We start from the raw sequence: 11,570 nt of genomic DNA on the forward strand, positions 1-11,570 counted from the left end.
CTTTTAAAGATGTTTCAGGTCAATAGTACTAACCCTTATAAATATTTGCATTCTAGAATAAGTTATAATACCATATATTTGAGAACTATTCATTTTATTAGGAAGAAGGTATAAATATGAAAGGTGAAATAAATAAGAATATTCAAAAGTTACAATTAGAAACATTCAAAATGCTATCAAGTTCGCCTTCTCTTAGACTTATTTTACGAAGTATGGGAGTTACATTCGTAATTATTTTTGGAACAGCTTTTACAAAGAAACCGATTGTATTCTCAATTAACTTTGTAATGATCATTTTAGGTTTCTTTTTAATTTTTTCACCATATATTTATAAGAATTTAAAAAAGTTTAATTAGCCCATAGTACATTTAATACCATTAATAGGAGAATTTTAAAAACATTGTTATGATTTCTCATTATAACAATGTTTTTTTTGTTAATTATGCCTATATGTACGTTGCTTAGTATTAATTTATTTGAAATTGTGTCAATAGTTAATACTATTCTAAAATATTAACGTTTTGTGAATGGATTGAAAATTACAATTTGTAATCTTATAATAAGCTTGTGTTAAAGAAAATGAAAAAGTATTGAAAAGTTAGTTGTTAATAGGGGAATGATATCAATCTTAAAGTTCAATTAATAATTAATGAGGTGTAATTTATGGATACCATATTAAAAGTAAAAGGTTTATCAAAAAAATATAATGATTTTTATTTACATCACATTAACTTTGAATTAAAACATGGATCAATCACTGGATTCATCGGTGAGAACGGTGCCGGAAAATCTACTACGATTCAATCGATACTAAACATCATAGACTATGATTCAGGTGAGATTCTATTTAATGGCGAATTCTTTGGACGAAATAGAAATGATTTAAAAAAAAGAATTGGATATGTGGGAGATAACAATAAATTTTATGATGATGTCAAACTGAAGGTAATACGTGATTTTGTCAAAGATGCCTATTCAGAATACTGGGATGAAAAATTTTCTGAGTATCTAATTAGGGATTTATTCAACCTTAAGCTTGACATGAAAATCAAGGAATTATCAAAAGGTATGCGGGCGAAATTTTCACTTGCCTTAGCTATGTCACACAATCCAGATTTATTAATACTAGATGAACCAACTTCTGGTCTAGATCCTATTGTAAGAAATCAGTTACTTGAAATTTTGAATGAGCTTGCACAACAAAAAGGAACCACAATCTTTTTCTCCTCTCATATTACTGATGACATTGAAAAAATAGCACAAAAAATCATTTACCTTGATAATGGTTCGATTCTATTAAATGAAGAGAAGGATATTATTTTTAATAGGTTTAAAAAAATATCAATTGATAAAATCAATTCAGCACAAATTGATAAGTTAAAGGAAATCGGAGTTTTAGTACAAGGTTATATAGTATTAGATGAACAGGAGTTAAAGAAACAAAAAATATATAATCTTAATCTTGAAAAGGTAGTTTTAGATGAAGTACTTCTATTACTAAAGAAACAAAAAAGAAATGACCGTATGAAGTAATCAATTTTAACGTGATTGGATGAGTGATTATTATGTTAGCAATTCTAAAAAAAGATATATTAATTAATCAAAAATATTTACTAATTATGTTACTTTATTCAATTATATTTCCGCTCATTTTAATAGTAGATGGAGATAATAAATATTTAATGATGAGTTTCTTATTACCCTTCATTAATGTGAATTTTTTTGTAGGTAAATCTTGTTACATAGAAGATTCAGAAGATGTTAGAAACTTTTTGAAGATCTTACCTATTAATCATAATAAAATTATTTTCACTAGATACATTGAAATGATAGTAACCTTAGCCATCTCGAATCTATATGCATTTTTTATTCAATTATATTTAATGAAAGATGTAAATAGTAGCTTCTTAATACATATAAATCTACTAGTTTTTTCTGCGCTTTTAATTTACTTTGGTATTTATTTATCCGTTTATTATAAACTGAACTATCATGCTGCTCAAAACACACTAATGTTTTTATTTGTAATAGGTATTTCAACTTTTATCCTAGCAGAAAAAGTTTTTAATATAAAAATTGAAATGATAAATCATCTAAATTATAGTGCATCTTACATTATATTTGCAATCTCAATAATTGTAGTTGCTATTACGTATTTATATTCCATTAAGGAATTTAAATTTAATAAATTTGCTTAAAACATTTTTGAAGAAGAGGACCTTAAAAATAAGGAGGAATCTATAATGGAAGTTTTAAACAAAAAAAATGTAAGTGTTATATCAGAATCTGAAGAAGTGGGAGGATGGGTAGCATGTGTTGGAGCATGTGGTACTATATGTTTTGCTAGCGGTGGTGTTGGAACAGAGATTGCAGCTGCAGCTTATTTCCTATAAGCACAACATAAATGTAAAAAAGAAGAAAAAATAAGGAGGAATTTATTATGGAAGTTATGAACAATGCCTTAATTACAAAAGTAGATGAAGAGATTGGAGGAAATGCTGCTTGTGTAATTGGTTGTATTGGTAGTTGCTTAATTAGTGAAGGTATCGGATCACTTATCGGAACAGCATTTACTTTAGGTTAAAAATAAATATTTAACAGCATAGCAATAAAACATTTAGTATACCTCTTCTTCTAAATGTTTTTTTATAAATTTTAATCCGCTATTAACTGGGAGTGAATAAGAGATGTCTAAACAAAGACTGTCAATGATGCCCTTTAAAACAGACAAATTTTCATATGTACTAGATGGTAATACAGGTAGGGTAATTGTTGCCGATAGCCCTACAATATATATTATCTCACAGTACCATCAGCTTGAAAAGAAAGCACTAATAAAAAAAACAAAAGAAAAATTTGCTGATTTTCATAAGGATTACCATGCTATATATAATTATGTTTCCAATCTTATTAATATGGGGATGTTTTATTTACAAGAAACAGAATATTCAAATTCATCTATTAATTCAAAGGAATTAGCAATAAATAGTAACCAATCACAACTAATATTAATACTCACTGAAAAATGTAATTTACGCTGTGAATACTGTATTTATAACGATAAATATCCAGAAGAAATGGGATATTCTGATGAGGAAATGGATTTTGAAACAGCTACAAAGGCAGTAGATATGTATTATCAATTGCATATGGAAAGGGTAAAAAGAGGACATAAAAAATTCCCGGTAATTACAATGTATGGTGGTGAACCATTGTTAAAATTTGATTTAATAAAAAGAGTAATGGAATATGCAAAAGAACTTATGCCTGACACACTTTTCTATACAACTACAAATGGTACTCTATTATCTGAAAAAATGATGGATTATTTTGTTAATAATAGAATTATTATTACTTTTAGCATTGATGGTTTTAAAGAGAATCATGATCGAAACAGAGTCTTTGTCAATGGAATGCCCACCTTTGAACGAGCGTTCAAAAATATTAAAAGACTTCAAGAAAAGAAAAAGGAACAAAATATAGAACAAGTTATTAGTTTTAATTGCTGCTTTGACCAATATACCGACGTATATAAAGTAGCGAAATTTTTCGAGGAAAACTATGATTTATTAAATCCGTTTTTTGTTCTTTATAATCAAATTAATCCATTTGATACATTATATTTTGATTGGTGTGAAGAACAAGTTAAAACTGGAAAATGGAATTTTGATAAAAATAATTTCAAAAATGCTATGCAGAAAATTGAACACGAATTATATGAATCTGAAACATGTGATGATCATTTTCAACAAGTGGCTGGTCCGCTAGTAATGAAAGATTTTGTTCTTTCAATAAGAAATAAGGATGGACAACAACAAATTACCCGAAATAGTTGCATTCCTACTAGTAAAATAGCTGTTTCTCCTGATGGCACTCTAACATTATGTGAAAAAATGTGTAAAAAGTATCCGATAGGTACTGTTGAAAAGGGTTTAAATTGGAAACTTGTAGATAGTGTTACTGAAAAATTAGTTCAACATTTTAATAGTGATTCATGTAAATACTGTCCGATTAGAACAATGTGTGAGGCTTGTTTTATGTTTCTAGATGAAACTGGACGAATTAAACCATCATTTTGTAAATCTAAGAAGGTAGCGGTTAAAAAAAATTTAGAAGATTATTTTACAAAGAAAGAAAAAGGTTTTGATGTAATGAAGGTTTACAATCATACTAGTGATCTTGATTCTGTCAAGGAGATGATGAAATGAAAAAATATTTCAGATTGTATCCATATTGTCACTTAGAGATAGGAAAAAATAATTCGTGTTTGTATGATATCAGTAGCGGAAAAATGATTAAAATAAACAAAGAAAACGCTGAATTATTAAAACGATGTCAGGAAAATGAACCCCTTAGTTCCATTGATATAGAATTGGGTATTTTAGATGAATTAATGAATTTGAATTTAGGTACATATTACGATGATCCACAATTTATTGAACCATTTTTTGAAACTAACGAAACAAAAAACAGAATATTCATAAAAAATAACACTCTAAGACAAATGTTCATTTTAACCTCCACAGATTGTAACATGAATTGTAAGCACTGTAATGTGGATTCAAGCATTTTTCGAAAGACAGGATGTAAAATATGGCCCCAAAATATTAATTTTAATATATTAACCCAATCGCAGTGGAGAATAATTTTAGAAGCATTTTATAATCTTCATGGAGAAGAGCTTCTATTCATTGGTGGAGAACCATTTTTAGAATTTAATTTCATCAAAACTATCGTAGGAATTGCTAAAAAAATTGGCATCTCAAAATTTTCAATATTCACTAATGGAAGCATTCTTGATGATGATATACTTAGATTTTTGATGGAATATGAAATAAAAGTGTACATACAAGTGTTTGAAGCTGATGAAAATAAATTCAAGGCAATTACCAATTCGGATATCCCTTCCATACAAATTATAGATAATATAAGAAAATTGAGTGATTATCACGTAAATCTACAACTTAGTGTATTGGTGACAAGAGATAATGACGAGGATATTGTAAATATTGTTAATACCTTTCAAAAAGAAGCTAAGGTTAGAAATATTAAAATCGAATTTCTATATCCAAAACCAAATAATAACTATTATTCTAAAAAGTATACTTCTTTTATGTATGATAAAAAAAGAGAATTTTCACATGTTAATGCTCATAAAATGCAATTTTTACATCAGTATAATCCAAGCTTTTTTGGTCAAATAACCTTAAGAAGGGATGGAAAAGTAAGCCCACATCCTATGTTATTAACTAGTATCATCGGTGATCTTCAACAAGATGATTTATCTACTATTATTAACAGCGATGTATTTCAAGAATACCTTACCCTCAATAAAGGAAAAATATCAAAGTGTTCGACATGTGCATACAAATATAATTGTTTGGATGATCGAGTAATTGAGAGTTTTGCCACTAGTAATCTATACGGAATGGAGTATTGTAACATTTAACTTCAACACTATATTTTAGGAGTACGTGATATGAATCAAAGGAATGTACTTTTAGCTGAAATTTTGATTCGAATTATTAACGAAAATTACTTATTTACAGGTAATCAAAAAATAAAATGGGATAGACTTAGCTCATTTTATGTAAGAAAAGTTCAAGATTCAAAAGTAGATTCTATAGCTTTGGATTTAATTCAAAATATGATTTTAGAATTACATGATCCTCATACTTTATTTTTTCAAAGGAAGGAATTTCACTATTGTTTTGATATCAATGTACAGTGGATTAATAATGAGTTATTTCTAATGAAAAATAAAAATGGATATCCAGAAAATTATGTTGGAAGTAAAATTTTAAAAATAAATTCATTTAATATTATGGATGAGTTTAAGGCGCAACAAAAGAAACTTGTAGGCTTTCCTACAAATTTCATAAGGAAAGCTATTATACAAAATATAGTTGAAGGAAAATATGGGTGTGATAAATTAAAGATGCTTGTTGAAACAACTAATAAAGAAAAAAAAGTATTCTTTATCAACTCACAGTCTATAGAAAATATATTTGATTATCAAAATAATATTAATAAAATTAAAAATAGCTTTAAACCAATTATTTTCGAAACTATAAGTAAGGATACACTGTTAATAAAAATTGTAACTTTTAAGTTTCCTGGTATGAGTAAAATGTTCTTATCTAATTTGAAATTAATGAAAGGTTTTAAAAATATTATTTTTGATATTAGGGATAATTCAGGAGGTTATATTTCAGAAGCAAGACAAATATTATCCTCTATTATTTCTAAGGATATTCACATGGACTATAGAATAATACAACATGCTGAAGTTAAAAATAAATTTGAAGTTTCTTCAATTCAAATCATTAGCAGTCAAATTCCATTTTTTTTAAAACGAAAATTTTTCGTTTTATGTAATAGTGATACAGCAAGTTCAGCTGAGTTCATCTTTTTAAAGGGATTAGTTTTATCCAATGAAGATTTGACAATTATAGGCGAACAAACTGCTGGCTTATCAGGGCAAGCACGAATATTTACTATTGATGAAAAAGATACCCTTCAGGTAACAACAAAGAAATTTGTTAATAAACATGGTAAAGAAATTAAAGAGGGAATACAACCTGATTATAAAGTTTTTCCTTTAATAAGCGATATTATAAATAATGAAGATACGCTTTTAAACTTTTGTCTTAATCGATTTAAATTAATTTAATATCATAAGAGTGAGTTAACAAATAAAAAGAATAAAGGCATTCAAAAATATAAATGTTGAAAAATATACGTTTGTGAATGCCTTTTTATGGTGAGATATTTATAGTTTAAGTTATAGCGTAATAAAAAAGATAATTTCATTTGACTTTCTGTATATTAATTGATTTAACATTGAAATCACAGGAGCAATGCTTTAATAATTTGAAAAGCTTATTATGTAACAAATATTAATAATTAAAGATTATAATTTTTCACCGGTAGATTCCCACCTAAACTTTCGTGAAGGTAGATAGCGCCAGAACCTTTCCAATTTATTTAATTATTTGATTTCATTGGAATATTATGTTAGCAAAGAGAATTACAAAGAATCTAGTCAAAAGTTTTTAAGCATTTTTATTAAATTATACTCTGCGGTCTATAACAGCAAACCTGTCACTCTAAATTAATAGCTTCAAAACAAAAAAAGCCGCTTACTTTAGTGGCTTTTTTGTGGGTAATGAAGATCAAATACTAAATTGAAACACAATCCGTTACGCATTCACTGAGAGGTTGACCGCTTACATTAATTATTTTAGCATAGTTGGATTCGATTGAATGTTCCAATTTAGTGAACTTTCAAATCCCAATTCGATCAGCACATGCTAATATAGCTGGAGGTTCATGGATATGGATAAAAATTACTTATTAATATTGGAACTATATTGTCTTCTAAATGTCGTTAGATCTATTATTACAGTTATTAAAGGGGCATGCTTAAATTGGCACCAATCTTCTTTTTCTATAGGATATATCTAAAATGAAATGAGAACAAAAAAATTAAAAGAATTGTTCTCTTATAACCGGGAATACTCCTTAAGGAAGACTGACCAAAATGCTAAGAAGTTGTACACGATATGGAAAATGCAATTGGAATTGTATATGATGGGCAATTTTATCAACTTTTACTTCATAAAAGTCCAACTATTTTTAAAGAAATTATCAGACCAATGGAAGCGCGCTTACCAATACCTTTGATTTTCTCAGATGATCAAAATGGACAGATCGTAAATGTAGCCTATGTTTCTAATAAGCCTGAGGTAGTAGGGAATACCGTAGCATTATCAAGTGAAATGTTAGAGGTTTTACTTGGTAACAGTACAGAAGAGCCATGCTCCTTCTTACCAGGTACTGTAGGCGGGTCAACCAACGTTCATTCTTAATATAAAGAACTATTGATTGAATTAAACTGCACGAGAAGGAAGCGAAATCTACATGAAAACGTTATGATTAAGCAGATGTTTTTTAGTAACGTATAATGAATTAACCAATAATATTAAATTAAGGCTGCTTTTGTACATTTAGTTGAAATCTCAAAAATCTATATGACAACAGCCTTAATTTAATATTGTTCCATTTTTGTTTGATTAAGTAGAGTGCGATGTTAATTCGATTCAAGAGTTTATTTTTTCTCAATTAATATGAGATAGAATAGTTTCTAAATCAATCATTAAAATTGTATTATCAATATATAATCAAAAGATTATAAAGGAGATAAAGAATGACAATTAGTATTAAGCAAACTGGGCCTACTTGTGGAATTTATGCAATGTTAAATGGCTTATACAACTTAAACAAGATTAAGGATGTTTCTAAGAAACAGACGGATGATGTAGTTTGTAATTTATTCAGTAAAAATGTAATAACAAAAAGAGGTATTGCTATTAATGGTAATACATTTTTAGGAGAATTTTTCGATTTAAATTTGTATAGAATGTTTCTAGATAATAATTTGGAGATATTCAATCAAGCAACTGGATGTGAAGATATAAAATATGATGTAAGTATAAAGAACATAAAACATCTAAATTCTAAGGAGTTAATTATGAAGTTACAACAGAATAAGTGTTTTGTGCTTTTTAGTTTATGTACATATAAACATCTTACAAAGAATCATATAATTTCTCATTGGGTTTCTATAGTTGGTTATGATAAAAAAACTAGTAAATATATTGTAGTAGATAGTCTAAAAGGGAAAATCAAGAAATACTCTTTGGAGCGATTATATCAAGGGAATAACCGGCTGCAAGATGCTCAGTTTCAATGGGAAAATTTTAAACTCGGTAAATTCCATTATTGGGACCACCCTTGGGGATTGCACCCTGTTAAGAAGCGTGTAAAAGAACAATATGACAAGAAAAAGGCTTATTTAAAAGAGGGGATTATTAAGCATGAAGTACCTCATACATCAGGGAAAATGATAGTGATTGAAAAGTTATGAGCGCTAAGAGATTATTCTGGGTTATACAGAAATTGCAACTTCCCCTAGTTGCACACTTACGATATTATAAAACTTTTCCTCTTAAAAACTAGGGTCTTAGTTAATAAGATTACTTTTAAAAAGTAGTATTTAGTCGTAACCACTCACCTTGTGGTAGTAGTTACAGGAAGAGATGTTAGCGCATTTTTTCTTTTGTTGAAATTCGATAAGATGTTAGTTTTCCAATCTAACATTGTTAAGAGTGACATCTTTGATTTAATTATATATCAGAATTTATTTTCTTTGCATTGAGAAAATGAGTTCCAAATATTCCTAATAATTAAACAAAATTTTCTATATATTATAAATATTTACATTGATGTAAAACGTGTTACAGTTGAGGTGCAAGTTATAAAACTATTAAAGGGGGAATTTTTATGTTCAAGAAATTAGTAGTGGGAGCATTAGCAACTGGTTTTGTATTAACAGGAGGTATGGGAGCCTCAGCTGCAACATCTTCAGTTGCTGATACTAATAACAAACTTGATTCACCACAGTTTTCATCTTATGACATGTATGAATATCATTCTAGTTGTCCTAGGCTTACTAGTAATGCACCCTATAGAATGTCAATGATAAATGAAAATGGGTATTTCGCTAACTCTTTTACTGATCCAGCAACAGGAATCACTTGGTATTTTAAAGGAAACGGGTATAATAAGACCATTGGATGCTACGAGGGAAGAGCGTATTAATCAAAGAAAAAACACTCAATTGAGTGATAAAAAAAGAAGAGTGAAATCTCACTCTTCTTTTTGTTGTACGCATTCTACTTCCATGTAGTCAAAAACAAGTGCATGAATATCCTCATCAAAATGTGTACATTCTTATAAGGACTCGATGTTTATATCTTTATAATGTGACGCTAACCAGTCTGCAGCGAACTTAGTTCGGCTATATGGGGTAGCACCACATCACTATCAAGCTAAGGTCATACAACATCAATCATAGTAGAGGTTGTTTCTTTTTTTCTAAAGGCTACGTGTAGGCAATTGAAAGATTTGCATACGAAATAAACCCTAACGGGTTTCATTTTTTTGATTTAAGCCGCTTGATTATCTGACATGGTACAATTGTAAACGACACCTAATATATCAAAGACTGTTTTCTTCTCATATCTGTGAGATTTTCGCCCGTTTTGCTGTAGGAGGTTGAACAGGCGAAGTAACACCTTTGATAGCTCTTAGGTGTCTTTTTGCATCGATTGGAAAAGAAGAAAAAAGTAATCTTTAATCATATATATGGCCTTATATTCACTCAGTTCTCGTTTCTTTTTCATAAGAAGTAATTGTCGCATTTGAAACATGGTAGAAGAACAAAGTAGAATGGCAATCAGTTGCCCATACAAATGGCATTCCAATCGTTCTCGTTTTATCTTTTTACAATGATGAATATGAAAGAATGATTTCCATGTTTTAAATAAAATCTCGATTTGCCAACGTAAAGAATACCAATCATGTACTTGTCCCATCGGGACAATATCTATAGGGGTATTTGTCATATATACATTGATACCGCTAAGTCGTTTACTACGAGCAGAATACTTCATTCCTTTCTTTTTTTCTCTTACCGTTTGATCGTCTAATCGTTTTTGTTGTTGTTCTTTTGTTAGTCGATGAACAATCACACGAGTTGGTACTTTATCAGTCATTCCTACATAAGCGTCGGATATTTCATACGTTTGTCCTGGCTGAAGAGAGTTCATTAAGACCTCCATATCTATCTGTATATACTCCGTACCTTTTTTGATTCTTCCATCTCGAAAATAATCAGGATTGGGATTTTTTTGATAAATACGTGTATTCGATTTGATACGAGAGATATAGTAAGCCTTTTGATCTTGTATATGTTGAAGATCTTTCAAATGAAAATACCCTAAATCTCGGATACATAGATCATTCGCTGCCACAGTTGGGACACACAAAGAACCGTAGGTTCGATCATGTTGTTTACCTGGACCTGTATGAATATGAAGGAATTGTCCACTTAATAAATCATACTCAAGCTGTATCTTTACTCCCGCTGTATGGCTGCATCCTCCCGCACCAGGATAAATTGATGAAAATGTATATCCGGAAGTTGAAATGCAGTTGAATCTAAAATACGAATACGCTTGAAAACAGAAGTATATGGATAAGAATTTGGCATAGATGAGGTCAGTTTTTGGTTTAGTAGTTCGGCTAATAGGTGTTGTAAAAATTGAACAGCCGCTTTATTAAATCGTTGATTCAAGCCCTCAGGGCTGATAAGTACTTCTGTTGATGCTTCTAAACAGCTAGATAACTGAGTTAAAGAAGTCATAGCTACATTTTGGCTCACCCATACACATAAAGCGACTAAATCTTTTGCTTGGTACTTACTGGTTCTTTGTACAAAGCCAACATCTCTAGCAAGATCCCGTAAGACATTTGGAGATAGGGCACTTTGAATCTCTTGAGCAAATTGTTGTAATTCGTTAGAAACAGACATAAAAAACGCCATCCTTTCCTATTGGAGTGAACCCTGAGAATGAGACGATAAAAAACACCTCTCTAAATCGTAAGTATCAGTTATGATTTTAATGGAGGTGTTTTTCGTATGGGGAAAAAGGTGCATTATCCCG

General features: G+C 29.4%; 11 protein-coding genes and 1 pseudogene. 11 read left to right on the forward strand and 1 reads right to left on the reverse strand.

Features of this window, described 5'->3' with window-relative positions:
• Positions 1 to 116: 116 nt before the first annotated feature.
• The 11 genes from ACUN13_RS27065 to ACUN13_RS27115 all read left to right on the forward strand — a co-directional run bounded on the left by ACUN13_RS27065 (position 117) and on the right by ACUN13_RS27115 (position 9,663).
• On the forward strand, positions 117 to 356 hold the full coding sequence (locus ACUN13_RS27065) for a hypothetical protein (protein WP_088346728.1): 240 nt from the start codon (positions 117 to 119) through the stop codon (positions 354 to 356).
• A 307-nt stretch (positions 357 to 663) separates the two neighbouring features.
• Positions 664 to 1,533 carry an ABC transporter ATP-binding protein gene (locus ACUN13_RS27070; protein ID WP_088346726.1) on the forward strand — a complete coding sequence of 290 codons (870 nt, stop codon included), beginning with the start codon at positions 664 to 666 and terminating at the stop codon, positions 1,531 to 1,533.
• 32 nt (positions 1,534 to 1,565) lie between these two features.
• Positions 1,566 to 2,198 (forward strand): ABC-2 transporter permease, encoded by a 633-nt coding sequence (locus tag ACUN13_RS27075; RefSeq protein ID WP_088346724.1) that lies wholly within the window; start codon positions 1,566 to 1,568, stop codon positions 2,196 to 2,198.
• Positions 2,199 to 2,243: 45 nt separating this feature from the next.
• Positions 2,244 to 2,393 (forward strand): hypothetical protein, encoded by a 150-nt coding sequence (locus ACUN13_RS27080; protein WP_153600700.1) that lies wholly within the window; start codon positions 2,244 to 2,246, stop codon positions 2,391 to 2,393.
• 47 nt (positions 2,394 to 2,440) lie between these two features.
• Positions 2,441 to 2,584 (forward strand): hypothetical protein, encoded by a 144-nt coding sequence (locus ACUN13_RS27085; protein WP_176543679.1) that lies wholly within the window; start codon positions 2,441 to 2,443, stop codon positions 2,582 to 2,584.
• A 103-nt stretch (positions 2,585 to 2,687) separates the two neighbouring features.
• Positions 2,688 to 4,208, forward strand: coding sequence for a radical SAM protein (locus ACUN13_RS27090; protein WP_445424042.1), 1,521 nt, complete (start codon positions 2,688 to 2,690; stop codon positions 4,206 to 4,208).
• A complete protein-coding gene (locus ACUN13_RS27095; RefSeq protein ID WP_445424043.1) occupies positions 4,205 to 5,449 on the forward strand; it encodes a radical SAM protein in 1,245 nt (414 codons plus the stop codon). Before ACUN13_RS27090 ends, ACUN13_RS27095 begins: the two co-directional genes overlap by 4 nt.
• A gap of 30 nt (positions 5,450 to 5,479) precedes the next feature.
• Entirely contained in the window at positions 5,480 to 6,673 is a 1,194-nt protein-coding gene (locus tag ACUN13_RS27100) for a S41 family peptidase (protein ID WP_445424044.1), read from the forward strand.
• An 892-nt stretch (positions 6,674 to 7,565) separates the two neighbouring features.
• On the forward strand, positions 7,566 to 7,871 hold the full coding sequence (locus ACUN13_RS27105; protein ID WP_445424045.1) for a hypothetical protein: 306 nt from the start codon (positions 7,566 to 7,568) through the stop codon (positions 7,869 to 7,871).
• Between the two features lie 338 nt (positions 7,872 to 8,209).
• Positions 8,210 to 8,929 carry a hypothetical protein gene (locus ACUN13_RS27110; protein ID WP_445424046.1) on the forward strand — a complete coding sequence of 240 codons (720 nt, stop codon included), beginning with the start codon at positions 8,210 to 8,212 and terminating at the stop codon, positions 8,927 to 8,929.
• 416 nt (positions 8,930 to 9,345) lie between these two features.
• A complete protein-coding gene (locus tag ACUN13_RS27115; RefSeq protein ID WP_445424047.1) occupies positions 9,346 to 9,663 on the forward strand; it encodes an LCI fold-containing protein in 318 nt (105 codons plus the stop codon).
• A gap of 347 nt (positions 9,664 to 10,010) precedes the next feature.
• Here the strand turns inward: ACUN13_RS27115 and ACUN13_RS27120 are convergent.
• Positions 10,011 to 11,437: pseudogene (locus ACUN13_RS27120) on the reverse strand (IS4-like element IS231Y family transposase).
• Positions 11,438 to 11,570 lie beyond the last annotated feature (133 nt).

The organism is Bacillus cereus group sp. Bce041 (assembly GCF_052646455.1).

Bases quoted from the DNA above. Each gene is read 5' to 3' on its own strand.
- ACUN13_RS27065 (WP_088346728.1), top strand. From the start codon at position 117: ATGAAAGGTGAAATAAATAAGAATATTCAAAAGTTACAATTAGAAACA.
- ACUN13_RS27070 (WP_088346726.1), top strand. From the start codon at position 664: ATGGATACCATATTAAAAGTAAAAGGTTTATCAAAAAAATATAATGAT.
- ACUN13_RS27075 (WP_088346724.1), top strand. From the start codon at position 1,566: ATGTTAGCAATTCTAAAAAAAGATATATTAATTAATCAAAAATATTTA.
- ACUN13_RS27080 (WP_153600700.1), top strand. From the start codon at position 2,244: ATGGAAGTTTTAAACAAAAAAAATGTAAGTGTTATATCAGAATCTGAA.
- ACUN13_RS27085 (WP_176543679.1), top strand. From the start codon at position 2,441: ATGGAAGTTATGAACAATGCCTTAATTACAAAAGTAGATGAAGAGATT.
- ACUN13_RS27090 (WP_445424042.1), top strand. From the start codon at position 2,688: ATGTCTAAACAAAGACTGTCAATGATGCCCTTTAAAACAGACAAATTT.
- ACUN13_RS27095 (WP_445424043.1), top strand. From the start codon at position 4,205: ATGAAAAAATATTTCAGATTGTATCCATATTGTCACTTAGAGATAGGA.
- ACUN13_RS27100 (WP_445424044.1), top strand. From the start codon at position 5,480: ATGAATCAAAGGAATGTACTTTTAGCTGAAATTTTGATTCGAATTATT.
- ACUN13_RS27105 (WP_445424045.1), top strand. From the start codon at position 7,566: ATGGAAAATGCAATTGGAATTGTATATGATGGGCAATTTTATCAACTT.
- ACUN13_RS27110 (WP_445424046.1), top strand. From the start codon at position 8,210: ATGACAATTAGTATTAAGCAAACTGGGCCTACTTGTGGAATTTATGCA.
- ACUN13_RS27115 (WP_445424047.1), top strand. From the start codon at position 9,346: ATGTTCAAGAAATTAGTAGTGGGAGCATTAGCAACTGGTTTTGTATTA.